We start from the raw sequence: 24,319 nt of genomic DNA on the forward strand, positions 1-24,319 counted from the left end.
TCACAGCCTCAGCGGATGTCAGCAACGTTGACAACTCGGCCGAGCCTCAAGAGCCTGTGCCCAATGAGTGATTTGTTCGCAACAATTGGTCGAATCAATGACCTGTAAGTTGTGTTGACCTATGGCAATTGCCGATCCAACTGTTGTTGCACACAAGATTGATTCAACCAGTCTTGCCGCGTTACCTCGCACCTCGGGCGTTTACATCTTCAAAGGCGAGGGCACGTTGCCCCTGTACATTGGAAAAAGTGTGGATATTCGTAGTCGGGTGATGAGTCACCTCAGGGCGCCAGACGAAGCCAGCATGGTGGCTCAGACACGCAGGATCGACTTCATCGAGACAGCCGGGGATATCGGGGCCTTATTGCTTGAGTCCCGCATGATCAAAGAGCAAAGTCCACTGTTCAATCAGCGCCTGCGACGAATCAAAACGCTGTGCGCCATTCGCGTGAATCAAACAGCCCAAGGGGTCGTACCTGAGATCGTTGACAGCAAGTCAGTCCACCTTGGATCAACGCCTGAGCTTTATGGATTGTTCTCATCGGCTCACTCCGCGAATGCAAAGTTAAAAGACCTGGCACAGCAACATCTGTTGTGTCTATCGGTTCTGGGTTTGGAGAAGACGTCTCAGCGAGGGTGCTTCGGTTGGCAAATCAAAACCTGCTTAGGTGCTTGTGTGGGCAAAGAAGATCGACACACCCACGATCAAAGACTTTTGTCAGCGTTGGTTGATTCACAGGTGGAGGTCTGGCCGTTTGGTGGTCCTGTTGATCTCGTCGAAGAGAGGGATGGTTGGGTGCAAAGACACAGAGTCAACAACTGGTGCTACCTGGGTACGCAATGCTCAAAAGCTGGGCCAGCGCGTATGTTAAAGGCGCATCCACAACATGACTTTGATCTGGACAGCTACAAGATACTGGTCAAGCCCATCATGCTCAAAAAGGTGAAAGTTGAAGCAGTTGAGCCATGACGCCACAAAAAGAAAAACCCCTCTTGCATTGCTGCAAGAGGGGTTCTTTTTTTGGCTCCTCGACCTGGGCTCGAACCAGGGACCTACGGATTAACAGTCCGGCGCTCTACCGACTGAGCTATCGAGGAATAAGACCGAAATTATAAAGCGTTTTTTGGCGTTTTTCTAGACCGACTGCATGATTTTTATAAAACCTTGCGCGCGGGCTTGTGGGTCTGGCGCATCGGTGATGGCGCGCACCATGGCCACCGAACCCACACCGGTTTGCAACACCGCAGACAGGCGCGATTCGTTAATGCCGCCAATGGCCACCAGCGGGTGCTGCTGCATCAAGCGGGCATAGGCTTGCAAGCGTCCCATGCCTTGCGGTGCGGTGGCCATGCGCTTCAAGGTGGTGGGAAACACCGCACCCAAGGCGATGTAGCTGGGCGACACCGCATCAGCGCGCAGCATCTCGGCGTAGCCGTGGGTGCTCAGGCCCAAACGCAGGCCTGCGCCGCGGATGGTTTGCAGGGGTGCATCGGCCATGTCTTCTTGGCCCAGATGCACGCCGTAGGCACCCGCATCAATGGCCGCTTGCCAGTGGTCGTTGATGAACAGCAAGGCTTGGGTGCCTTGCACGGCGGCCACGGCGGCGTGCACTTCACGCGCAATGGCGGCGGCATCGTCTGACTTGAAGCGCAGTTGTACGGTGGGCACACCGGCACGTGCCATGCGGCCCACCCACTGCGCATCGGGCAGCACGGCGTACAAACCCAAGGCGTGCGGGCAGGGCGCAAACGCGTGGTCTCTGGGCGCGGGGGCGATGCCAAAGTCTGCGGGGTGTACAGGCCATGCGCTCACATCAAAACCACCCAGACGCAGGCTTTGTTGTTGCCAGGCTTGCATCACGCATTGCGCGTCGTGTTCTAAAAAGCCCAGCATGCGGCAGCCTTGCAGTACGCCTGCCATCTCGGGCGTTAAGGTGTTGTCCGACGGTGCTTGTGCATGGCTTTGCGGCTCACCGGCCAGCATGTGGGCATGTTGTTGCGCAATGGCGTTAGCGATGTCGTGTGCGTTCATGCTTGGTGCCAAAACGGTGTGCCCAACACGGGGGTGCTGGGTTGGGCGCTGTCTTGCGCTTGCATAGCGCCTGCCACATAGGCGCTGTGCCCGGCATCTACCGCATCGGCAAATGCGCCGGCCATGCGCACCGGGTCTTGGGCCAGGGCCACGGCGGTGTTGAGCAACACCGCGTCGTAGCCCCATTCCATCACCTGGCAGGCGTGCGAAGGCAAGCCCAGCCCAGCATCCACGATGAGCGGCACATCCAGCCGCTCACGCAGTGTGCGCAGGGCGGTGGGGTTGACGGGGCCCTTGCCGGTGCCAATGGGTGCGGCCCAGGGCATCACGGCTTGGCAGCCCACATCGACCAAGCGTTGGCACAGCACCAGGTCTTCGGTGCAGTAGGGCAGCACCTTGAAGCCGGCCTTGATCAAACGGCTGGCGGCTTCGGGCAAGTTCAGCGTGTCGGGTTGCAAGGTGTAGTCGTCACCGATCAGCTCCAACTTGATCCAGTCGGTTTCAAACACTTCGCGTGCCATCTCGGCGGTGGTGATGGCTTCTTGCAGGCTGTGGCAACCCGCGGTGTTGGGCAACACCGGCACACCCGCTTGGCGCAGCAGGTTCCAAAAACTTTGCGAGGCTTCGCCACCGCTGCCAGTTTGTCGGCGCAAGGAGGCGGTCAGCATGGCTGGCTTAGCGCGCTCAATGGCAGCCAGCAACACGCTGGGTGAGGGGTAGCGCGAGGTGCCCAGCAGCAAGCGGCTGGCAAAGGTTTCGCCGTAGAGCGTGAGAGAGGTCGAGTGAGGCATGGTGTGGTGGGGTTGCGATCAACCGCCCGTGATGGGCGCGATCAATTCAATCTGGTCGTTGTCGTTCAAGCTGTGTTGGGCATATTGGGTACGTGGCACAAATTGCAGGTTCACGGCGGCGGCAAACGGCGGTTGAATGCCCGCGTGTTGCACCGCATCGGCCAATGTGGCACCTACGCTCAGATCGTGTGGGGCTTGGTTGATCAGCACCCGGATGGTGGTGGTTTCAGACATGTTCAAACTTCAATGCAAATTTTGCCGCAAGCTCAGTGCTCTGGTGCTCCACCCATTCCAGCGCCACGTCGAGCATGGCCGGTGCTATCAAAAAGCCGTGGCGGTACAAGCCGTTGAGTTGCACGCAGCGCGGGCTCAAGCAGCGCACCGCAGGCAGGTTGTCGGCCAGCGTGGGGCGCGCTTGGGTGTTGATTTCCAAAATGCGTGCCTCTGCAAAGCCACTGTGCACGGTGTAGGCCGCGCTCAGCAGCTCCAGGGTCGAGCGCACGCTGGCGGGTGACAGGTCTTCGGTTTCAATTTCGGTGGCCCCAATCACAAACACATGGTCTTCTTTGGGCGCGATGTAGATCGGGTATCGCGGGTGAATCAAGCGCGTGGGTCGCAGCAGCATGACCTCGGGTGCATGCAGGCGCACCACCTCGCCGCGCACACCGCGCAGCTGTGTCCAGTCGCTGCGTGCGCCCAAGCCACGGCAATCAAACACCCAATCGGGTTGACCGGGCGTGCCCGGTGCAAAGTCGCTGGGTGACTTGGGGCTTTGCCAGTGCAGCGCCACGCCGTGTGTGTGCAGGCTGTCTAACAAGGCCGCCAGCAACTGGCGGTTGTCGAGTTGGCCTTCCTCAGGCAAATACAAGGCGCGTTGAAAGCGTCCATCCAACGCGGGCTCGCAGGCCGCCAGTGACGGTGTGTCCAGGCTTTGCGATGCGGGCAGACTGGGCAGTTGGGTGTGGGTGCGCGCCAGCAGTTGTTCAAAGCGTTGGGCTTCGCCAGCGTCTTGGCGGTGCCACACGATCAAGGTGCCGTTTTGTTGAAAAAACACCGGTTGCTCTAACTGCCCAATCAATTCAGGCCAGCGCGTCAGCGCGTGCTGGCCCATGCGCACCACCGGCAGTTCGGTGATGGCCGATTCGGCCAGCGGTGCCAACATGGCCGCGGCCACACGGGCCGCTGCGCCTTGGGCATCGGGGCCCAGGGCTTCGTGCACTTCCACCCGGTGACCGCGTCGTGCCAAGCTGTGTGCCAACAAGCGGCCCATCAGGCCCGCCCCCAGAACCACGCTGTGTTGTGGTGAACTCATTGATCTCTGTCTTTCTGAAAAATACCTGAAGCGAGTTGCGGATAATTCAACGCATGAGCAGCATCACTTCTACCTCTCCATCGCCCTTGCATTACGCACGCGTTCTCACGATTGCCGGTTCGGACAGCGGCGGCGGCGCGGGCATTCAGGCCGACCTCAAAACCTTTGCCGCCCTGGGCTGCTATGGCATGAGCGCCATCACGGCGCTGACCGCACAAAACACCGTGGGCGTGCAGGGCATCCATGGCATACCGGCTGAGTTTTTGAAGGCGCAAATCCAGTCGGTGGTGGAAGACATTGGCGTCGATGCCGTCAAGATCGGCATGCTGCACGCGCCCGCCATCGTTGACGTGGTGGCATGGGCCATTGACCATTACCAACTCAACAACGTGGTGCTCGACCCCGTGATGGTGGCCACCAGTGGTGACCGGTTGATTGCCAGCGAGACCGTGCAGGTGCTGGTGCGCGAGCTGTTCCCGCGTGCGCGCTTGATCACGCCCAATTTGGACGAAGCCGCTTTGCTGCTGGGGCACGACATTGCCAACGCAGACGCGCTTGAAGCAGCCGCACAAGATCTGTTGGCCCAAGGCGCACGCGCGGTGTTGCTCAAAGGCGGGCATTTGCCCGGTGACGAGGTGGTGGACCTGCTGGCACAACCTGGCATCGCGTCGCAACGGTTGGCGTCGCGCCGCATTGCCAGTCGCAATGTGCATGGCACGGGCTGCACCTTGTCGTCGGCCATTGCTGCACATCTGGCCTTGGGGCACGACTTGGCGCAGGCCGTCACGCTGGCACGCCGCTTTATCTTGGGCGCCATCGAGCACGGCGCAGCGGTCACCACGGGCCACGGCCACGGGCCACTCAACCACGGCTTTGCGCCCGTGGCCATGCACGTGCGGCGCTGACGCTCGGCTCATGCCATCACCAACCCGCCGTCCACCACCAGCACTTGCCCGGTCATGAAGCGGCTCCAGTCGGAGGCCAAAAACAGCACGGGGCCCGCCACATCGTCCGGCGTGGCCAAGCGTCCCAGGGGGGTCTGTGCCACCAGCACGTCTTTGACAGCTTCCTTGGTGTGCTGACTCGACGCCGTGGGGCTCACCAGGCCAGGTGCCACGCAGTTGACCCGAATGCCCAAAGGCCCTAGCTCAGTGGCCAAGTTGCGGCTGAAGCCCACCAACGCCGACTTGGCGGTGGTGTAGTCGTGGTACGCAATGCTGGGGCGTTGCACCAGGTCGCTCACCAGGTTGACGATGCTGCCGCTGGCCCGTTGACGCATGTGGGGCAATACCGCTTGGCACACGTGGTAGGCGGCTTGCACCGCGCCGTCGAACTGGCCTTGGTAGGCACTCCAGGGCACTTCCCAAAAACGCTGGCGGTGTTCGGGGTCAAACGCGTAGGGGCTGAAGGCGTTGTTCACCACCGCATCAATGCGCCCGGTTTCGGCCACCGCTTGGGCCACCATGGCTTGCACGGCCTCAGGCGCGCGCACATCGGCTTGCAAGGCCCAGGCATGGCCGCCCGCTTGCTCGCAAGCGCTGACCACTTCTTGGGCGGCGGCTTCGTTGTGCAGGTAGTTCACCAACACCAGCGCGCCTTCGCGCGCAAAGGCTTTGGCAATGGCCGCACCGATGCCCCGGCTGGCCCCGGTGACCAAGACCACTTGGCCATCAAAGCGTGCGCTGGACGTGCTCATTTTTTGCCGGGCAACAGGTCTTGGCTGACCACGTCGCTGACCTTGATGTCGCGTTGAATCACACCAAACGCTTTGTAGGCTTGCGCGCCTTTTTGCAGCGCGGCCAAGTCGAAGGCTCCCAAGCCGCGCTGTGCGGTGGTGGTGGACACGCTGGACGCGTTACGCAACTTGATGACCTCCAAGTTGATGGCTTCGTTTTGTCCGTCAATCGCCACCTTCACCGCCAGCTTGGCCGCTTCTTGGGGCGAGCGCATCATCCACTCTGCGCTGTCTTGGTAGGCCTGCAAAAAGCGTTTCAGCGCATCTTTCTTTTGGGCGTAGGTGTCTTCGCGCACCACAAAGAAGTCGCTGGAGATGTTCACGTAATTTTTCACCTCCATCACGTTGACATCCCCCAGGCCTTTTTGTTTGCCCATCAGCAAGCCGGTGTCGGTGGCGGCGGTGGCGTCAACTTGGCCTTGCATCAGCGGCGCAAAGTTCAACAAGCCCGTCACCACCACGGTCACGTCAGACTCACTCAAACCGGCTTGGTGCAACAGCACTTGCAGGTTTTGCCGGGTGCCGCTGGCGAGGCTGTACACCCCAATGCGCTTGCCTTTGAGGTCCGCCGGTTTGGTGATGTTTTGGGACTTGAGTGACACCACGTTGAACACGTTCTGCGGATAAATGTCGTAGATGGCGCGCAGCTTCTCGCCCTTGTCGAGCGCAGCGAAGAAGGAGCCTGGGTCGGTGAAGGCGATGTCGGCCTGGCCGCTCAAGATGTTGCGCAGCGCGTCACCGCCACCGGCACCGGGCACGTAGGCGAGTTCAATGCCACGGGCTTTGAAAAAGCCCTTGTCTTCTTCCACCAGCAGGTTGGTGATTTCGGTGATGGGTTTGCTCCAGCCCGCCACCACCACTTTGTCGGTCTTGGGGCTAGATTGCGCAAGGCTGCTCAGCGGCAAGGCACCGGCAACCAGGGCAGTGAACAACGTGGTACGCGCAAAAATCAGGGCTGCGCGGCGGGCAAGAGAGGTCATGCGTCAAACTTTCGAAGAGGTTGAAGAAGGGAAAGGTGAAAACCGGCGTTCAAGCGCTTGAACGCCGCTGTAACTCAAGAGGCCCAGCACGGTGATGAGCACCAGCACGGCAAACATCAAGGGTGTGTCCATCGAGCCTTGGGCCGCAATGATCAAGGCCCCCAGGCCTTTGCTGCCGCCAATGAATTCGCCCACCACCGCGCCCACCCAGGCCAGCACCACCGCGACGCGCAAGCCGGCCATGATGTGGGGCAGGCCCGCTGGAATTTTCAAACGCCACAAGGTTTGCCAGGGCGTGGCACGCAGCATGCGAAACAGCTCCAGCCGTTGTGCATCGACTTGCTGCATGCAGGTGGCGGTGTTTTCAAGCAGCGGGAAAAAGCAAATCAGAGCGGTCATCACCACCGTGGGCAAGGTGCCAAAACCAAACCACACAATGAACAGCGGCGCCAGCGCGAGTTTGGGCACCACTTGGCTCAGCACCACATAGGGCATCAACACGCCACGCAAACGGGCCGACTCACCCAAGGCCACGCCGCCCGCAAACCCCAGCGTGCCGCCGAGCAGCAGCCCCAAGCCGACCTCGCTCAAGGTTTGCAGCACATGGGGCCAGAGATAGCCGTTGCCCAAACCCCGCCACAAGGATGAGGCGATCACAGTGGGGGCCGGCAACACCAAAGCCGAGGTGGCGAGTTGTTGCACCGCCAGCTCCCACAGGCCCAGGCACAGCAGACCCAACATCACAGACAGCAGGCGTGTGTGGCGCATCACAGCCCCTCGTCCATGCGCTGGCGCAACTGGGCACACACGGCATTGAATTCGGCGCTGTGACGCAAGCCATGGGCACGTGGCCGAGGCAAGTCAATGCGCAGCGTGTGATCCATTTGCCCTTGGTGCATCACGGTCACCTGGTCGCCCAGGTACACCGCCTCGGCCATGTCGTGGGTGACAAACAGCACCGTGGTGCCTTGCTGGGCGCACAACGCGAGCAAGTCGTGTTGCAGTTCTTCGCGGGTGATGGCGTCGAGCGCGGCAAACGGCTCGTCCATGCACAAAATTGTCGGCTCGCCCATCAGGGCACGCGCCAAGGCCACCCGGCTTTGCTGCCCACCCGACAAGGCCAGTGGGTTGTGCTGCCCGTGATCGCCCAAGCCCATGCGCGTGAGCAGGTGTGTGGCCTGGTCGCGGTCGCTGCTGCGCACCTGGCGTTGCAGCGAGACGGGCAACAACACGTTATCCAGCACGTTGAGCCACTCCAGCAGGGTGGGGCGTTGGAACACAAAACCCACGTCGGCCCTCGGCCCGTTCACGCTTTGACCGTGGCATACCACCTGGCCGTGTTGGGGAGTTAGCAAGCCCGCCGCGAGTTTGAGCACGCTGGTTTTGCCGCAGCCGCTGCGCCCGACCAAGCAGTGCACGCTGCCGGGTGCGATGTCCAAGCTCACGCCCCGCACGGCTTCGCCGCCCGTGGCGTAGGCGAAGCGCAACGCGTGCAGGCGCAACGCGTGCAGGCGCAAGGCGGGTTGTGGGGGCAGGGTGTCAGGGCGCATAGGCTGTGAAGTTCTCGGCAGCCGCTTCGGTGGACGCTTCGATGTCCACCATGCGCACCAGATCGAGCAGGCTGAAGCGTCCGTCGTGGTGCCAACCCGCAGCGGGTGCGGTCATGGCGCCTATGGCGCAGATGCGCGTCACACCCGCTTGCGCCAATGACTCACCGAGGCGCAGCAGTTCTTCAGGCGCTGCTGCCAGCCCCACGGTTTGCAGGTAGTCGCGTTGGGCGCGGGCCAGCTCGGCCACTTCGTCCAGTGTGTCCACACCCACCACCAACACACAGCGGTTCAAGGGGCCGGGTTGCAGGGGTGTGGGCGCGTCGCAGTAGACCACCGCCCAGGCCTGGGTGGCGTCGCCCAGCACCTGGGTCTCGGGGTGGTTGACCATGGCGAATTCGTGGGACTCGCGCCAAGCGGCCACGCTTGCGGCCTCTTCCAACGACAGAGTGCGGCGCACAAACTTGTGGCTCAAGGCGGCCAGCTCGCTGGCCAGGCTCTGCGCAAACTCGTGCGGGCTGACCTGGGCACCACGTTGCACATAAAACATTTGCGGCGAGTAGCACCCTTGCTGCTCGTAGCGCGCCACGTCCAGCGCGGCCAGCGCCGCGGTGGCCTTGGCACGGCGCAGTGACAGCGCTGCACGGGACACCATGCCAAAACTCAGCTTGTGGCCGTGCGGCAAAAAGCGTGCGGTCACAGGCGCATGTGCTTGCATGGCCTGCAAGGCAGTGTTACCACCATAGGCCAGCACCACCTCGGCTTGTGCAAACAAGGGGGCCGCTTGCGCTGCATCGCTGCCAGGCCACCACACCACAGCCAGGCAGTCGGCCAAGCGCGGTTCCACCGCCACCAGCACACGCGCCAACACGCTGGCAAACACCGGCTCGGCGCTGGCGACTTTGCCCACCGAGCCCGCTTTGACCAGCAGGCCCGACAACAGGCTCCACATGGGCAAGCCCGGCACATTGCCCGCCCACACATGGGCGATCAGTTCGGGGCCATAGGCTTTGCTCCAGCCGCCACCCACGCGGGGTTGAAACGCATCCAGCAACAGCGGGTTGGCAAAGTCTTCCACCACAAAGCGTTGCAGTTGCAGGGCTCGAAAGGTCTGCAAGTAGGCGCTGAGGTGGATGCGCACCATCTCGGCATCCAAGCCCGTGACACGTGGCAACAAGGTGTCGAGTTGTTGCCGGTAAGGGTCGTTGGCATCGAGCAAACGCGCCACGGCACGGTCGATCACGGCCACCATGTCAGACACCGGCCCGTGTTGCAACTGCGTGCGGCTGGCTTCGCGCACACGCGTGGCCAAGGCGGTCATTTGCGCGGGCTTGAGTTGCGGCACCTGCACCGTCAGCGGGTGCTCAGGCGTGCCAAAGTGCAGCGCGTGCCAGTGCACTTCGGCGTCAGACAGTCCCGGCAGGTAGCCCGCTTTGAAGCTGACCGTGCTCATGCTCGTGCGGCTTTCAAAAAGTCTTCCACGGCCAGCGAGCAGCCTTTGGCTTGCACACCCTGGGCGCGGCCCAGCAGCACAAAGCCGTCGTCGGTAGCCACGCCCACGTCTTCGGTGAGGATGGTGGTCACGGCGTTGTAGTTGCCCAAATCGGTGTGGACCAAGATGCCGCGCTCGCCGCGTGGCATCTCGCGTCCGCTGATCGGGTCGATCACACGCGAGCGAATCCAATGAGGCCCGCGTTTGACCGATGGCACCGTGGCATTGCCCCGGTCGTAGAACTGGGTGCTGAGTTCGGTCATGCCGTACATGTTGAGGCAATGCGTGCGTGGCACACCAAAAGTGGCTGAGAGCTGGTCGTAAAACGCATCCATCTCAATCTCGCGCGACTGGCCTTTGAAGCCCCCGGTGTCAAACAGCCAACTGCCTGCGGGCAACTGGAAGGATTGGCCCAGGGCCGCCAGGGCGTCCATGGCATGCACCAGGCTGTAGCTCGCACCGAGCAAGGCAAATGGCTGTGCTGTGTCTTGTGCCTGTTGTAGCGCGGCGGTCAGCCCAGCAATGGCCAAGCCTTGCGCGCCCATCAAGTAGCCGCTGTCTGCCGTGCCAAAGTGCGTGAGGGCCAGTTGCAGGTAGTGGGCCAGCGACGAATGGGGCAATGCCACTTCGTCGGGAAACAAAATGCCCATGCGGATGCGCTCTTGTCCTTGCATGACATGCTGCGCAAAGTTCAGGCGCATCGAGCTGTCGTACACCTCGAGAGCAGGGTGATGGTGGCGGCCTTTGACATCGCCACGCGTGGTGCCACTGGTCATGAACACGCGTGCGCAGGTGTCTGGCGGTACACAGCTGAGCGTGAGGTCTTTGAAGGCGTTGATCGGCACAGCCGGAATGTCATGCCAGTGTTTGACGGTGCGTGGCGTCTTGCCGCGCAGCTGGCAAAAGCGCTGGAAGGGCAGGTTGTGCTGCACCTGATGGGCAAACAGACGCAGCGCCATGGCATTGAAGTCGTCGTCGCTCACCTCGGGCAAAGCGAAGAAGTTCAGCAAGTCAGCAGGAATCGTGGACGCGTCAGAGGCCATCTGTGTTTCACTTGCAACAAGCAGGGGGCTGACGGGGAATCGGCAGTGGAGAGGCAGGTGTCCCTGTACCGGTTCTTTTGACAAGCTTCCCTGCGCGAGGATTACCTCAATCAGGTTCAAAGGGACTTTCTCAGTCGATGTCTGTCGAGACACCAACACCCCCAGCGGATGCGTTACTTAGAACGCGAAATGAATTCTACGACACACCCAGCAAGCGGTGCAGCTCGCTCGAGGTGGTGGTGTATTGCAACAAGGTTTTGCGGTTGGGGTGCACGATGTCGGCGGCACCAAAGGCGGCCAAGGTGGCTTCGTGAAAACCACACAGGATGAGTTTTTTCTTACCCGGGTAGGTGTTGATGTCACCCACCGCAAAAATGCCGGGCACCGAGGTGGCAAAGTTTTCGGTGTTCACCACCAATTGCTTGCGCGCCATCTCTAGGCCCCAATGAGCCACGGGCCCGAGCTTGGGTGACAGGCCCCAGCACATCACCAACTGTTGCGCGGTCTGCTCCAGGGTCTCACCTTCGGGGGTGGCCACCTGCACCGATTGCAAGTGTTGGTTGGCGCTTTGCAAGGCGGTGATCTGCCCAATTTGCAACTGCAAGCGGCCAGCGGCCACGGCTTCGCGCATGGCACTCAGCGCTTGAGGTTCGGCTTGAAACACATCGCGGCGGTGGATCAGGGTGACGCTTGCAGGGGCGTGGTCGGTGGCCTGGCTCAGTTGCACGGCCGCATCCACGGCTTGGGCTTCTCCACCCAGCACCCACACATGCTGGTCTGCCAACGGCGTGGTCTCGCTCAGGTGGTAGTGGATGTGGCGACCTTCCAGCTCAGCAGCACCCTCCAGGTTGAGCTTGCGCGGTTGGAACGCACCCACACCCGCCGCAATGAACAAGGTTTTGCACACAAAGTGTTGCTGTGCCGAGGTGTACACGTCGATGCGGCCATCGGGCCGTTGCGCCACTTGGCTGACTTCTTGGTGCAGGTGGAAGTGGGGGGCAAAGGGGCGGATTTGCTGTTGCAAACGCTCGACCAGTTCGCGCCCGGTGCAAAACGGCAAGCCCGGGATGTCGTAAATCGGTTTGTCTGCGTACAGCTCAGCGCACTGGCCGCCTACGTAGGGCAGTGCGTCGATGAGGTGGCAGCGGATGTCTTGCAGCCCCAGCTGAAAGGCTTGAAAGAGGCCGACGGGGCCGGCACCCACAATGACGGCGTCGGTCTCGATCATGGGGGTGTCAATCAGCGTTGCAACTCGGCCAGCTTGCCGGTGCGGTCTTTCCAGTCGTCGGCGTCAGGCAGAGGTGCCTTGCGCTTGGTGATGCTGGGCCAGCCGATTTGTGACAGCTCGGCATTGAGTTTTGTCATGTGCTGTTGACCATCGGGCACGTCTTCTTCGGCGTAGATGGCATTGACGGGGCACTCAGGAATGCACACCGCGCAGTCGATGCACTCATCGGGGTCGATGGTCAAGAAATTGGGGCCTTCGCGGAAGCAGTCGACAGGACAAACGTCCACACAGTCGGTGTACTTACAACGGATACAAGATTCGGTGACAACGTGCGTCATGACAATTCAATCGGTAAAGAGGTAGGCACTCAAAGGCGAGGGCCTGAGCGCTGAAGCCTTTGATTTTAAACGGTTCAGTTCACCAGCACGGCGCCTGAGGTTTTATGGCTGGCGGTGTCCACCAAGACCAAGGCACCCAAGATGCGTGACTGGGCAAAGGGCAGGGTCACCAAAGGCTCTTGCAGGGCCAAGGTCACGTGGCCAATGCTGTTGGGTGCCAGCTCGGTGGCCTCTTCTTCTGCCAGGGTGTTCACATCCAGGCGGTGCACCACGCGCTGCACTTTGGCCTTGACCCAACGGTGGCCATGCAGCGCCCAATACACACGACCGGCCACCAAAGGCTCGTCATCCATCCAGGCGATGGTGGTGTTGAGTTGGCGCTGGGCTTCGGGAGCATGCTCAGCCGACAGCAACCAGTCACCGCGTGACACATCCACTTCGCGGTCCAGCACGATGCCCGCACTGTGACCTGCGGCTTTGTTTTGCGGCTCGCGGGTGGCAGACAGAACTTGCGACACCACAGCGGTTTGGCCGCTGGGGAAGACTTTGACCGTGTCGCCAGGTGCCACGCTGCCGGTGGCCACACGGCCCCAGAACACGCGTCGACCTTGGGTCGTCACGTTGGAGTCGTGGAACTTTTCCACCCATTGCACAGGGAAGCTGAAAGCCACCTCGGTTTCAGCGGGGGTGACGGGCAAGCCTTCCAAAATGCTCAACAGGCTGGGGCCGTTGTAGCCGCACCAATCGGCTTGCGAGTCCACCACATTCCAGCCTTTGAGGGCCGAGACGGGCACCAAGGCCGTGATGGTGATGCCTGCGGCCTGGGCGAACTGCTTGAGCGCTGCGGCAATGTGCTGGTAGGCCAAGGTGGCGTCTTCTACCGCATCGAGTTTGTTGATGGCAAACACCACCGAGGGCACGCGCAGCAGGTTGACCAGCAATGAGTGACGACGGGTTTGTGGCAACAACTCCAACTCGGCATTGCGCCAGTCGAGTTTGGTGGCGTCGACCAACACCACCGCAGCATCGGCGCTGGAGGCTGCAGTCACCATGTTGCGGGTGTACTGCTCGTGACCGGGAGCGTCGCCGATGATGAACTTGCGGTGTTCGGTGTTGAAGTAGCGGTAGGCCACGTCGATGGTGATGCCTTGTTCACGTTCCGCACTCAGACCATCGGTTAAGAGGGCGAGGTCGGTTTCACCGGCACGCTGCACGCCTGCCAAGTGGTCTTGCAGCACGGCCTTTGTATCCACCAACAAGCGGCCAATCAAGGTGCTTTTGCCGTCGTCCACCGACCCGCAGGTGATGAATTTGAGGGCCGAAAAATGTGTGTCGTTGCTCATTAGAAATACCCGTCTTTTTTGCGCTTTTCCATTGAAGCGTCTGAAGTTTTGTCGTCCATGCGTGTCGCGCCGCGCTCGCTGACGTCAGCGGCCAAGGTTTCGATCACGATTTGCTCTGGCGTGGCGGCCGTGCTCTCCACCGGGCAGGTGCAGGTGATGTCGCCCACGGTGCGAAAACGCACATCGCGCACTTGCACTTGCTCGCCGTCTTTGGGCGGGGTGAGTTCGGTCACGGGCACCAGCAGGCCACGGCGGTCGACCACCTCGCGCTTGTGGGTGTAGTAGATCGAGGGCAGGGCGATTTTTTCGCGGGCGATGTATTGCCACACATCGAGTTCGGTCCAGTTGGAGATGGGGAATACGCGAAAGTGTTCGCCAGGCTGCAAGCGGGTGTTGAACAAGGTCCACAACTCAGGCCGTTGCGCCTTGGGTTGCCACTGGCCAAAGCTGTCACGGTGGCTGAAGATGCGCTCTTTGGCGCGGGCTTTTTCTTCGTCGCGGCGCGCACCACCAATCAGCGCGTCAAAGCGGAATTCTTCAATCGCTTCGAGCAAGGTGACCGACTGGTGCACGTTGCGGCTCTCACCTGGGTGGGCCAGGCGCACGGTGCCACGCTTCATCGAGTCTTCCACGCTGCGCACGATCAGCTCGGCCCCGAGTTCTTGGGCGCGTGAGTCGCGGAAGTCGGTGACTTCTTGGAAGTTGTGCCCGGTGTCGATCATCAACAGCGGGTAGGGGATGCGGCCGCTACCGGAGGGGCTGGTTTTTCCTCCAAAGGCTTTCTCGGCGCACTTGAGCATGACGAGCGAATCTTTGCCACCCGAAAACAGCAAGGTGGGGCGCTCAAAAGCGGCGGCAACTTCACGCAAGATGAAGATGGTTTCCTCTTCCAGCGCATCGAGGTGGGCGTTGCTCAGGCTGTGCAACTCGTTGTGGGTTCTGGCGTTCATACAAACTCTCGGTGAATCTTGTTCGGTGTGCTTCAGTGGTGTGTGGGTTAAGACTTCACATGCAAGCCACACTCTTTGGCAGCCTCGTCCTCCCACCACCAACGACCGGCGCGGAAGTCTTCGCCCATGGCGATGGCGCGGGTGCAGGGTGCGCAGCCAATGCTGGGATAGAACTGGTCGTGCAACGGGTTGTAGTCCACTCCTTGGGTGGCGATGTAGTGCCACACGTCGCCCCAAGTCCACTGGGCCAAGGGGTTGAATTTGCTCAAGCCTTTGCTGGCCACTTCGCTGTCATCGCGCAGGGGCACGTCGGCGCGGGCATTGGATTGCTCTTTGCGCAGGCCCGTGATCCAGGCGCGTTGGCCTTGCAGGGCGCGTGCCAGAGGCTCCATCTTGCGAATGCCGCAGCATTCTTTGCGCAGCTCAATGCTTCGGTACATCGCGTCTTGACCATGTGTGCGTACAAAGGTCATGACCGACTCGTGCGCAGGCTTGTACACGTGGATGGGGGCATGCGAGTTGGCTTCAGTGCGCTCGAGCAAGGCCAAGGTTTCGGTGTGCAGCGCGCCGGTTTGCAATACAAACACAGGAATGTCCAGCCGCAAGCTGTTGATGAGGTGGGTGATGACCACGTCCTCAGCCCCCAGGCTGGAGGCTTGGGTGACAGGCGAAAACTCAGCAGCGGCTTGTTTCAGCAAGGCTTGTGTATCAGCCAGTTTGGCCGCGTAGTCGTCGCTGGCGCGGGCGTTCATCACGGTCGCTTTGGTGGCGCCTTGTGAAGAAAGAAGAGAGGAAGTGCTCATGGGGATGCGCGGCTCAGTGGGGTGCGGGGGTGTTGTGGGTGTGCCTCAATCGGCGTCAGCAAAATGCGGCGCGGCATGCACCGCATCGCCTTGGTAGAAGCCTTTGTAGTGGCCCAGCAAGGTGTGGCCATGCGCGGCGTCTTGGTCGGCACGCAGCACGGCGCTGGAAAAACCACTGCGTTGCATTTGCAGCAGTTGGTCAATCAGCACATCGCCGTGGGCGCGAATATCACCCTTGTAACCACGGCGGCGCAGCACAAACGCTTGGCTGAAAGCGCGGCCATCGGTGAACTTGGGGAAGTTCAAGTCAATGCGTGTCACGCCATCCAAGGGCACGCTGTGGGCATCGGCATCGTTGGCCAACACGAGGCCCGCCGTCTCGTCGGCATGGGCAGTGGAAGTAATGAGTTGCAGGGTCATGGGGTGTGCTCAACAGATCAGGCAGTGGCGCGCGCGGTGGCGTGACGGGCCGCATTGGCGGCGTTTTTGAAGGCATCAAAGCCCACGCGTTGCAGCGCATCGGTGAAGGTTTCGCCCGCTGTGCGTTGGTCTTTGTAGACCTCCAGCACGGCTTCAATCACGTCCACCACTTCATCGGCGGCAAACGATGGGCCGACCACCTTGCCAGCCTTGGCTGCACCGCTGAGGGTGGAGCCGTCCGAGCCACCCAAGGTGACTTGGTACCACTCTTGGCCATCTTTGTCGACGCCCAAGATGCCAATGTGGCCGCTGTGGTGGTGGCCGCATGAGTTGATGCAGCCGCTGATGTGCAGGTCAATCTCGCCCAGGTCAAACAACTCGTCGAGGTCTTGGTAACGCTCTGTGATGGCGGCTGCAATGGGCAGCGAACGGGCGTTGGCTAACGCGCAGTAGTCGCCACCGGGGCAAGCAATCATGTCGCTGAGCAAGTGGATGTTGGGGCGGGCAAAGCCTGCCTTGCGCGCTTCGCGCCACAACTCGGGCAGCTGGTCGCAACCCACCCAAGGCAGCAGCAGGTTTTGGTCGTGCGTGACGCGCACTTCACCGGCGCTGTATTTGTCGGCCAAGTCTGCGGCCAGCTTGAGTTGGTCTGCCGTAGCGTCGCCAGGGGCTTGGCCCAAGCGCTTGAACGACAGGGTCACGGCGCGCATGTCCGGGTTTTTGTGGGCGGCCACATTGCGCTCGATCCAGCGACCAAATTCCACATCGTCTTCGGCGGCTGCTTTCAAGATGCGGGCAATGCGCGCTTCGGCGTCCGAGGCACTGCACTGTGTCAACACCGGTGCGACAAAGCAGGCGCTGACGCGGTCCAACTCGGCTTGGGGAATGGTGTGGTGCGCGCCGTTGGCCAAGATGCGCTGGTACTCGGCCTCCACCTCGTCAAAGTAACGCTGGCCTTCGGCTTTGACCAAAATTTTGATGCGGGCTTTGTAGATGTTGTCACGACGGCCCCAGCCGTTGTAGACACGCACCACGGCTTCGAGGTAGTTGATGATTTGGTTCCAGGGCAAGAAGGCACGAATTTCGGTGCCAATCACCGGCGTGCGGCCCATGCCGCCACCCACGAACACCTGAAAACCCACCTCGCCTTTGGCGTTGCGCAGCACGCGCAGGCCAATGTCGTGCCAAGCAATGGCAGCACGGTCTTCGATGGCGCCCGTGATGGCGATCTTGAACTTGCGTGGCAGGTAGGCGAACTCGGGGTGCAAGGTGCTCCATTGGCGCAGCACTTCGGCGTAAGGGCGTGGGTCCACCGCTTCGTCCACCGCAATGCCGGCGCGCTCGTCGCTGGTGATGTTGCGAATGCAGTTGCCGCTGGTTTGAATGCCGTGCAGGTTGACGCTCGCCAAGAGCTCCATCACATCGGCACTTTTCTCCAGCGGAATCCAGTTGAACTGCACGTTCTGGCGGGTGGTGAAGTGGGCGTAGTGCGTGGTCAGCCTCGGGGCGGCAATGTGCCCAATCTTGTCTTGCGTGGCTTGTGCCTGAGCCAGCAGTTCAGGCGAGGGGGCGTCATAGTCGCGGGCGATGGTGGCCAGCACGCGCAACTGGGCGCTGTTGAGTTCACCGTATGGCACGGCCACGCGCAGCATGGGCGCGTAGCGCTGGATGTACCAGCCGTTTTGCAAACGCAGCGGGCGAAACTCGTCGTCGCCCAAGGTGCCGGCCAGGTTGCGGGTGAGTTGGTCGCGGTACTGCGCAGCGCGTGCTTGGACAAACTCTCGGTCAAATTCGGTGTATTGGTACATCTTGAAAAATCAGGCTAAAACCAGTTTGCTGCCGGCCCAGGCCAGCAACACAGAAAGAATCGAACGGATCACGCGCTCGGGTGTTTTGTGCACCAGACGCGAACCGACCCAAATGCCGGGCAAAGAACCCGCCAGCAACAGCGACAGCAGCGACCAGTCCACAGACCCCAGTGAGGCGTGGCCCAAGCCTGCCATCAAGGTCAAAGGCACGGCGTAGGCAATGTCTGCCGCGATGATGCGCGACAGGGGCAGTTGCGGGTACAGGATCATCAGCACCGTCACGCCAATGGCCCCAGCCCCCACCGAGGTGAGCGTGACCAAGGTGCCAATCACCGCACCAAACAACACGGGCAAGGCCCAGTGACGTGGCAGGGTGGCTTCAGACAAATTGAGTTCTGCAACGCTGGCGGGTGCCTGCTTGCCGCGAATGGCTTTGTAGAGCATGGCGCAGGCGGTCAACAGCAGCGCGACGCCGAGTGTAAAGGTCATCACATGTTGCACCGCTGGGTCAGACGGCCCCACGGTGTGTAACACCCACAAGGTCAAGCCCGACGCCGGCAAGCTGCCCGCGCACAGCGACAACACCACACGCCAAGGTACCAAGCGCTGACGCGCCATGCTGAGTGTTCCGCCCGCCTTGGTGAAAGCGGCAAACAGCAAGTCGGTGCCCACGGCCAGGTAAGGCTTGACGCCAAAGAAAAAGATCAGCAACGGTGTCATCAGCGAGCCGCCGCCCACCCCCGTCAAACCGACGATCACACCGACAAAAAAGCCAGCAAACACAAAGCCAAAATCTTGCATGGCCGGGACTGTAATCGCCCCTTAGGTCAAATCAAACGATTTGTTTGTTGGGCATATATGCCTATGCGGCATAAAGGACTGGGCAAGGCGGTCGAACTCGTTAGGTTCAACGATGGGCCTCACTTTGAGATAGGTAAAAGTTTGATGTGAACTTTGCCTTTAGCCAGTGTGATCATCGCTCCCTGGTTGATTTCATCCTTGGCTATTGAAAGCACGTTGATGATGAGAGGGGCAAGATGTTCCGCCTTTTGCCCTTCCATGCGAATGCGCAATACGGATGGGCCGATGGCCTCTGACACCGCCAGATGGGCATGGAAGTCTGCGTCCAGAGTCACCACCATGCGCTGCTCCTTTTGCGCTAGGGCAATGATTGCGATGTCTTGCGCCTTGGACATGCCGCGTTCACTGACATGTTGAACGTCCCAGCCAATTTCACGTAAAAGAGTTGCTAAGGTTCGCGGCAAACCTTGATCAAGCAGAATTTTGATCATGCAACTTCGATAGGAATGACTCGGTCATCGAGGTTGCAGGCAGCAAAGTCCAATGCCTGAAGAATGTCATCGGCTTCGAGCTCTGGGTATTCACGGTGTAACTCGCTCCGGTCGGGGTACAAAGCCACGGCCTCAAGCACTCGTTTGACGGTCAAACGCATGCCTCGTATGCAGGGCTGCCCGTTGATGACTGCGGGGTTAACGGTGATGCGGTCAAAGCGATTCATGTTCTGATCTTTCTTGTAAAAATTACCGAGTGATCACGCAAGCCAATATGAATTATGACCTAGCCGCAAAGTTCGCCCGGCTGGTAAATCACACACACCGGCCCCCCGCCCGCAGGCCCTTGGTGTTCTGCACCGCCTGATACGTAAAGTGCGGTTTGCCCGGTCAGGCTGGCCAGCACACCGCCCACGGCGGCCCGCGCATGGCGGGTGGCGTTGATGTCAGAGTCGTCGAGCATGGTGTGACGCGTGCCGCGAATTTTGCCGCTGGGTGCAGCTTCGGCTTTGGCCAGCAGGTTGACCAGTTGCGTGGGTTCGGCCCCCGTGGTGTCAGACGTGTTCAGCAAACCGCAGGCGTGCAGCATCTGAGTCACCGAGCGAGCGTCGATGGCGTCTTGCATCACGGTGTGGGCGATGGCCAAGTTGGATTGGCCCGCGCGTGACATGCCCAGCACCACCACCACGTTGTTCTCCAGCTCAATGCCCGAAGAGGCCGAGGCCGTGGACGAATACAGCGACATGTCGCGCATCACGGCTTCGTCGCTGAGTTGTGTTGGCGTGATCTCACCCAGGGCCAGCGCAACGCCCAGGGCCGAGGCCGCGCGTGAATAGCCCATCGACTCGTAGGTGTCATGGGTGACCGTGTCGTGGCCTTGTTGTTGTGCGGCGCGAATTTTGTCCATGGTCAACAGGGGGCATTTGATTTGCACAAAGTGCACATCGGCTGCTTGTTCAATCTGCGCTTCTTGCATGGCGGCTTTGACCGCTTGCGCGGTGGCCTGGATTTGGGCCATGCGCCCCATCTCCCATGGTGCAAAGTCACGGGTTTGGGCCACGCCCACCACCAAGCGGGGGGTGGGTGAGGGCGCTTGTGCGCCCACCCATTGGCGTGAGAAAACAGTGAAGTGCGGCGACAGCACGCCTTCGGTGCCGCCAGACATCACCAAGGCCACGCGCTGGTGGGCTTCTTCAGGACTGCACCCCAGATGTGGTGCCAGCCAATGGCACCAAGCCATGCTGGCAAAGTCGCGCGTGTGGTCGTTGACGCAGCCGTTGCCTTCGGTCTTGCCCATCACCGCGACGATGTGGCGCGGGTCCAGCAAGCCCTGGTCAACCAATTGCTGCACGCCCGACAGATCGGACGGGCCTTGGCACAGCACGCGCTGCACAGTGACGATTTGTTGTGGCATGTGAGGTTTCTCCGATATCAAGCTTTGTGTATATGGGCTCTGGGTTTTTGCAGCTGTTTCTGCAAGGCTTCGACCCAGACGTTGGTGATGACTTCGAGTTGCCGCCCGCGCAAACGCGCCAGCACCAGCTCGCCACTGGGAAAACCACGTTCTGCAATGTCGCGCACGGCCAACTGGCCGCCTTCGTCTTGCGAGCCGATTTCGAACTGAAAGCTCACCATCTGGTTGTGGTGCAAGCAGCCACGCAAAAATTCAAAGCTGTTGCTGGTGATGACGGGTGCCAGCGTCAAGCTGCTGCGCTTGAGGTAGCGCTGCAACAGGCGTCTAGCACCAAAATCCGCGTCGGGTAGGACCACGGGGTAATTGAAGGCATCGCGCAGACGCACTTCGCGTTGACTGGCCAAGGGATGGCTGCGGTGCAGCATCAGCTTCAAGGGCTGGGGCAACACCAGCAGACGTTCGATGTCTGCTTCATCGGGCAGGTTCAACACCAAGGCCAAATCGGCTTGGTAGTTGCGTAAGGCGTTGAGGGCTTGCACATGGTCCAACACCAGCACATGGAATTCGACCATGGGATGGGTCTGTTGAAACAAAGCAATGGCACGCGGCAAAAAGCTCACCGCCACGCCTTGGCTGACCAACAAGCGAATCTGCCCCCGTCGAAGCCCCTTGAGTTCTTCAATGTGCGAACGGGTTTGGTCCAAAGCCGATCGGTGGCTGCGGATGTAGTTGATGAACAGCTCGCCCGCAGCGGTGAGCCGCATGCCGTGCGGCAGTCTCTCGAAGATGGGGGTGCCCAGCTCTTCTTCAAAGTCGAGCAAGCGCCGGTTCACGCTGGAGGCCACCACATGCAAACGTTCGGCCGCTTGCCGGATCGAGCCAGCACGGGCAATCTCGTCGATGTAGTTCAAAAAGCGCAAGTGGTTCATGGCAGGTGTGGGCTTGGGTTGTTGTGTCATGCAATAACAAGGCCATGTGCGTTGCTTTTTAAGCACCGGGTAAGACGTTAAAAAACATTTATAGGCAACGTCTTCTGGCACGTCACGTGCGTACACACAGGGCATGAAACGCACCAACGCCTCCACAACCCAGGCCTCGCCGCCCAGTGCCAGCACCTCCTATGGACCCTCCGCCTTGCATCGGTGGGATGTCAACGCCGAGCGCGTCAGCTTTGTTCGTCCACAGCTGCGCGCTAAAAGCGTGCGCTTAGACGCACAGCCACAGTGCATTGAGATCGATGTGGTGCGAACCGTGTTGATCGTGGTGGACATGCAAAACGACTTTTGCCATCCCAAAGGTTGGTTTGGTCAAAGGGGCTTGAGCCTGAAAGCGCTGCATCGCCCGGTGGCCCCGCTCAACGCGCTGCTGGGGCCGTGGCGCGAAGCAGGCGGCAAGGTGTTGTGGCTGAACTGGGGCGTACGCCCCGACCGCCTGAACCTCGGCCCCACCATGCAGTTCAAAGCCAAGCGCACACCAGACGGTGTGGGCTATGCCGAACATTCACCCGAAGACCATGGGCCTTCGTTGGTGCCCGGCACCTGGGGGGCCGCAGTGATTGATGCCTTGCCCGTGTTGCCCGAAGACATGGTGGTGTTCAAACACCGCTTGTCGGGGTTTTGGGATTCCGAACTCGACAGCGTGCTGCGCTTGCAAGGGGCCACCACCTTGCTGTTTGCTGGCGTCAACACCGACCGCTGTGTGTTCTCGACCTTGCAAGACGCCAATTTTTTGGGCTACGACTGCGTGTTGCTCGAAGACGTGTGCAGCACCGTCTCGCCCAGCTATGTGAGCCGCGCCATTCTTTACGTGGTCCAACAGCTGCATGGCTTTGTCTCCAATACCACCACCTTGCTGGAAGGGTTGGCCAAGCTCAAGCCTTCTTCTGCCTCGGCCAAATCTAAACGCCGTAAATCTGTCTGACTTTTAACCTGAAGGAGTTGTTGATGACTTTGACTTTCAAACCCAAATTGGCCACCGTGCTGTCGGGCCTGCTGGCTGTGATGGCCCTGAGCGTGACGCCTGCGGCCTTGGCGCAAACCAAAATTAAGATGGTGCTCAACTGGAAGTACCAAGGCCCACAAGCCTGGTTTTTTTTGGCGCAAGACAAAGGCTATTTCAAAGCCGAAGGTTTGGATGTGGAGATCGACCAAGGCGAGGGCTCGTCTGCGCCAGTGGCCAAGATCGCTGCCGGTGCCTACAACGCAGGCTTTGGCGACATGAATGCTTTGATCGACTTTGCTGCCAAGCGTCCCGCCGAAGCCCCAGTGGCCGTTTACATGATTTACAACACGCCGCCTTTCACCATCGCGGTCAAAAAAGACAGCCCCATCAAAACGCCGAAAGACTTTGAGGGCAAGAACATTGGTGGTCCTGCCAACGACGGCGCTTTGAAGTTGTTCCCCGCCTTGGCCAAAGCCGCTAAGTTTGATGCGAGCAAAGTCACCATTTCCAACATGGCGCCCAACCTGCGCGAACAAATGCTGGTGCGTGGTCAGGTAGACGGTATTTTTGGCTACATCAACACCATTTGGTTCAGTGCCAAGTTGGTCGGCTTAGACCCCGACAAAGACCTGCGCTTCATCAACTACGGCAACCACGGCATTGACCTGTACTCCAACGCGATTCTGTTCTCTCGCGGTTTTGTGCGCGACAACCCCAAGGCCGTGCAAGGCTTTGTCAAAGCGCTCAACCGCGCCATCAAAGAGGTGGTGGCCAACCCTGAAGCGGGCATGGATGCGCTGATGGCCCGTGAGCCTTTGCTCAAGCGTGATCTAGAGAAAGAACGTTTGATGGCCACCATCAAAGAAGAGATGAACCACCCCGAGATCGCACGCATCGGCTTGGGTGACATCGACACCGAGCGCATGAAGCGTTCGATTGGCGTGGTGGTCGAGGCCAACCAACTGCCCCGCACGCCCACGGTGGAAGAGGTGTTTGACCGCCGCTACCTGCCAGCACGTGCTGACTTGATCAGCAAATTCTGAAAGCACGCGATGGATTTGCAACTCAAGAACAAGGTGACCGTGATCACCGGGCCCGCCAAGGGCATGGGCCGTGCCATCAGTTTGGCGTTTGCCAAAGAGGGCGCACAGCTGGTCTTGGCGGGGCGAGACCTCGCCGCCATCGAGCCCGTGGCACAAGAGGCCCGTGCGCTCGGTGTGGCCGTGCACGTGGAGCCCTGCGACATGACCGACTCCGCGCAAACCGAAGCCTTGGCCCAACAGACCTTGGCTGCGTTGGGTCGCATCGACATCTTGGTCAACGTGGCCGGTGGCTCAGGGCCCATTGGCAAGACCGGTTGGGAAACCAGCACCGATGAGTTCAACCAAATTGTGGCGCTCAACATGACCGGCTGCTTCAACACCATGCACGCGGTGTTGCCCAGCATGGTGGCGCAGCGCTACGGCAAAGTGGTCAATGTGGGCGGCACCTTTGGCATGCGAGGGCGCGCTGGTCGCATGGCCTATTCGGCCTCGAAGTGGGGCTTGCGTGGCATCACCAAAAGCTTTGCGCTGGAAGCTGGGCCGCACAACATCAACGTCAACTGCGTGGCGCCCGGCATGGTGGATGGCCCGCGTTTTCGCGACAAGGTGTGCGCCAACATGGCCGACAAACTGGGCATCAGCCTGGAAGAGGCCATGACGCGCCATGCCGCTGACTACGCCATGAAGCGTGTGTCGACCGACGAAGACATTGCGCATGCGTGTCTGTTTTTAGCCAGTGACTTGGCCCGTCAGATCACCGGCGTGGACTTGCCGGTCGATGGCGGCTGGGCCATGTTGTGAGGAGAT

At 60.5% G+C, this 24,319-nt stretch carries 27 protein-coding genes, 1 tRNA gene and 1 riboswitch; of the genes, 5 read left to right on the plus strand and 23 right to left on the minus strand.

What is annotated here, in order from left to right:
- Window positions 1-121: 121 nt before the first annotated feature.
- Complete coding sequence (locus tag B9Z41_RS02090) at window positions 122-970, plus strand: endonuclease (protein WP_100144487.1); 849 nt, start codon at window positions 122-124, stop codon at window positions 968-970.
- 52 nt (window positions 971-1,022) lie between these two features.
- On the opposite strand, the gene B9Z41_RS02095 is transcribed toward B9Z41_RS02090, so the two are convergent.
- The 5 genes from B9Z41_RS02095 to B9Z41_RS02115 all read right to left on the minus strand — a co-directional run bounded on the left by B9Z41_RS02095 (window position 1,023) and on the right by B9Z41_RS02115 (window position 4,135).
- Window positions 1,023-1,098: transfer RNA gene (locus tag B9Z41_RS02095), tRNA-Asn, on the minus strand.
- Window positions 1,099-1,135: 37 nt separating this feature from the next.
- On the minus strand, window positions 1,136-2,032 hold the full coding sequence (thiE, locus tag B9Z41_RS02100) for a thiamine phosphate synthase (protein ID WP_100144489.1): 897 nt from the start codon (window positions 2,030-2,032) through the stop codon (window positions 1,136-1,138).
- A complete protein-coding gene (locus tag B9Z41_RS02105; RefSeq protein ID WP_100144492.1) occupies window positions 2,029-2,823 on the minus strand; it encodes a thiazole synthase in 795 nt (264 codons plus the stop codon). Before B9Z41_RS02105 ends, thiE begins: the two co-directional genes overlap by 4 nt.
- Window positions 2,824-2,841: 18 nt before the next feature.
- Window positions 2,842-3,057: a sulfur carrier protein ThiS gene (gene thiS / locus B9Z41_RS02110; RefSeq protein ID WP_100144494.1), complete on the minus strand. Its 216-nt coding sequence runs from the start codon at window positions 3,055-3,057 to the stop codon at window positions 2,842-2,844.
- Window positions 3,050-4,135 carry an FAD-dependent oxidoreductase gene (locus B9Z41_RS02115; protein WP_100144496.1) on the minus strand — a complete coding sequence of 362 codons (1,086 nt, stop codon included), beginning with the start codon at window positions 4,133-4,135 and terminating at the stop codon, window positions 3,050-3,052. The genes thiS and B9Z41_RS02115 overlap by 8 nt, the downstream gene beginning before the upstream one ends.
- 53 nt (window positions 4,136-4,188) lie before the next feature.
- On the opposite strand from B9Z41_RS02115, the gene thiD reads away from it, so the two are divergent.
- A complete protein-coding gene (gene thiD / locus B9Z41_RS02120; RefSeq protein ID WP_100144499.1) occupies window positions 4,189-5,040 on the plus strand; it encodes a bifunctional hydroxymethylpyrimidine kinase/phosphomethylpyrimidine kinase in 852 nt (283 codons plus the stop codon).
- Between the two features lie 8 nt (window positions 5,041-5,048).
- On the opposite strand, the gene B9Z41_RS02125 is transcribed toward thiD, so the two are convergent.
- The 18 genes from B9Z41_RS02125 to B9Z41_RS02210 form a co-directional block, all read right to left on the minus strand.
- Window positions 5,049-5,831 (minus strand): 3-oxoacyl-ACP reductase, encoded by a 783-nt coding sequence (locus B9Z41_RS02125; RefSeq protein WP_100144501.1) that lies wholly within the window; start codon window positions 5,829-5,831, stop codon window positions 5,049-5,051.
- Window positions 5,828-6,850, minus strand: a complete 1,023-nt coding sequence (locus B9Z41_RS02130) for an ABC transporter substrate-binding protein (RefSeq protein WP_100144503.1) — start codon at window positions 6,848-6,850, stop codon at window positions 5,828-5,830. Before B9Z41_RS02130 ends, B9Z41_RS02125 begins: the two co-directional genes overlap by 4 nt.
- A gap of 3 nt (window positions 6,851-6,853) precedes the next feature.
- Window positions 6,854-7,618, minus strand: coding sequence for an ABC transporter permease (locus tag B9Z41_RS02135; protein WP_100144505.1), 765 nt, complete (start codon window positions 7,616-7,618; stop codon window positions 6,854-6,856).
- On the minus strand, window positions 7,618-8,400 hold the full coding sequence (locus B9Z41_RS02140) for an ABC transporter ATP-binding protein (protein ID WP_100144506.1): 783 nt from the start codon (window positions 8,398-8,400) through the stop codon (window positions 7,618-7,620). The genes B9Z41_RS02135 and B9Z41_RS02140 overlap by 1 nt, the downstream gene beginning before the upstream one ends.
- Window positions 8,390-9,850, minus strand: coding sequence for an acyl-CoA reductase (locus B9Z41_RS02145; RefSeq protein WP_100144508.1), 1,461 nt, complete (start codon window positions 9,848-9,850; stop codon window positions 8,390-8,392). The genes B9Z41_RS02140 and B9Z41_RS02145 overlap by 11 nt, the downstream gene beginning before the upstream one ends.
- Window positions 9,847-10,932: a long-chain fatty acid--CoA ligase gene (locus B9Z41_RS02150; RefSeq protein ID WP_100144510.1), complete on the minus strand. Its 1,086-nt coding sequence runs from the start codon at window positions 10,930-10,932 to the stop codon at window positions 9,847-9,849. Before B9Z41_RS02150 ends, B9Z41_RS02145 begins: the two co-directional genes overlap by 4 nt.
- 70 nt (window positions 10,933-11,002) lie before the next feature.
- Window positions 11,003-11,105: riboswitch (TPP riboswitch) on the minus strand.
- A 23-nt stretch (window positions 11,106-11,128) separates the two neighbouring features.
- Window positions 11,129-12,160 (minus strand): NAD(P)/FAD-dependent oxidoreductase, encoded by a 1,032-nt coding sequence (locus B9Z41_RS02155; RefSeq protein ID WP_100144512.1) that lies wholly within the window; start codon window positions 12,158-12,160, stop codon window positions 11,129-11,131.
- Window positions 12,161-12,171: 11 nt separating this feature from the next.
- Window positions 12,172-12,498, minus strand: a complete 327-nt coding sequence (gene fdxA / locus B9Z41_RS02160) for a ferredoxin FdxA (protein WP_100144514.1) — start codon at window positions 12,496-12,498, stop codon at window positions 12,172-12,174.
- A 74-nt stretch (window positions 12,499-12,572) separates the two neighbouring features.
- Window positions 12,573-13,841 carry a sulfate adenylyltransferase subunit 1 gene (locus B9Z41_RS02165; RefSeq protein WP_100144516.1) on the minus strand — a complete coding sequence of 423 codons (1,269 nt, stop codon included), beginning with the start codon at window positions 13,839-13,841 and terminating at the stop codon, window positions 12,573-12,575.
- Window positions 13,841-14,791 carry a sulfate adenylyltransferase subunit CysD gene (gene cysD, locus B9Z41_RS02170; protein WP_100144518.1) on the minus strand — a complete coding sequence of 317 codons (951 nt, stop codon included), beginning with the start codon at window positions 14,789-14,791 and terminating at the stop codon, window positions 13,841-13,843. Before cysD ends, B9Z41_RS02165 begins: the two co-directional genes overlap by 1 nt.
- Before the next feature lie 47 nt (window positions 14,792-14,838).
- Window positions 14,839-15,594: a phosphoadenylyl-sulfate reductase gene (locus tag B9Z41_RS02175; RefSeq protein WP_100144520.1), complete on the minus strand. Its 756-nt coding sequence runs from the start codon at window positions 15,592-15,594 to the stop codon at window positions 14,839-14,841.
- A 45-nt stretch (window positions 15,595-15,639) separates the two neighbouring features.
- Complete coding sequence (locus tag B9Z41_RS02180) at window positions 15,640-16,014, minus strand: DUF934 domain-containing protein (protein ID WP_100144522.1); 375 nt, start codon at window positions 16,012-16,014, stop codon at window positions 15,640-15,642.
- 17 nt (window positions 16,015-16,031) lie between these two features.
- A complete protein-coding gene (locus B9Z41_RS02185; protein WP_100144524.1) occupies window positions 16,032-17,822 on the minus strand; it encodes a nitrite/sulfite reductase in 1,791 nt (596 codons plus the stop codon).
- A gap of 9 nt (window positions 17,823-17,831) precedes the next feature.
- Window positions 17,832-18,623: a sulfite exporter TauE/SafE family protein gene (locus B9Z41_RS02190; protein WP_100144526.1), complete on the minus strand. Its 792-nt coding sequence runs from the start codon at window positions 18,621-18,623 to the stop codon at window positions 17,832-17,834.
- A 119-nt stretch (window positions 18,624-18,742) separates the two neighbouring features.
- The gene (locus tag B9Z41_RS02195; RefSeq protein ID WP_199172911.1) at window positions 18,743-19,114 is read right to left on the minus strand and encodes a DUF5615 family PIN-like protein; all 372 of its coding nucleotides are present in this window, start codon (window positions 19,112-19,114) and stop codon (window positions 18,743-18,745) included.
- Window positions 19,111-19,341, minus strand: coding sequence for a DUF433 domain-containing protein (locus B9Z41_RS02200; protein WP_100144529.1), 231 nt, complete (start codon window positions 19,339-19,341; stop codon window positions 19,111-19,113). Before B9Z41_RS02200 ends, B9Z41_RS02195 begins: the two co-directional genes overlap by 4 nt.
- Window positions 19,342-19,400: 59 nt before the next feature.
- Entirely contained in the window at window positions 19,401-20,528 is a 1,128-nt protein-coding gene (locus B9Z41_RS02205; RefSeq protein ID WP_100144531.1) for a ring-opening amidohydrolase, read from the minus strand.
- Between the two features lie 17 nt (window positions 20,529-20,545).
- Entirely contained in the window at window positions 20,546-21,487 is a 942-nt protein-coding gene (locus B9Z41_RS02210) for a LysR family transcriptional regulator (RefSeq protein ID WP_199172912.1), read from the minus strand.
- A gap of 103 nt (window positions 21,488-21,590) precedes the next feature.
- Between B9Z41_RS02210 and B9Z41_RS02215 the strand changes: the two genes are divergently transcribed.
- The 3 genes from B9Z41_RS02215 to B9Z41_RS02225 are packed head-to-tail and all read left to right on the plus strand — an operon-like array spanning window position 21,591 to window position 24,313.
- On the plus strand, window positions 21,591-22,448 hold the full coding sequence (locus tag B9Z41_RS02215) for a cysteine hydrolase family protein (protein ID WP_100144533.1): 858 nt from the start codon (window positions 21,591-21,593) through the stop codon (window positions 22,446-22,448).
- Between the two features lie 23 nt (window positions 22,449-22,471).
- Window positions 22,472-23,512 carry an ABC transporter substrate-binding protein gene (locus B9Z41_RS02220; protein WP_100144535.1) on the plus strand — a complete coding sequence of 347 codons (1,041 nt, stop codon included), beginning with the start codon at window positions 22,472-22,474 and terminating at the stop codon, window positions 23,510-23,512.
- Window positions 23,513-23,521: 9 nt separating this feature from the next.
- Complete coding sequence (locus B9Z41_RS02225; protein WP_100144537.1) at window positions 23,522-24,313, plus strand: SDR family NAD(P)-dependent oxidoreductase; 792 nt, start codon at window positions 23,522-23,524, stop codon at window positions 24,311-24,313.
- Window positions 24,314-24,319 lie beyond the last annotated feature (6 nt).

The sequence above is a fragment of the Limnohabitans sp. JirII-31 genome (assembly GCF_002778315.1).
Taxonomy (GTDB): domain Bacteria; phylum Pseudomonadota; class Gammaproteobacteria; order Burkholderiales; family Burkholderiaceae_C; genus Limnohabitans.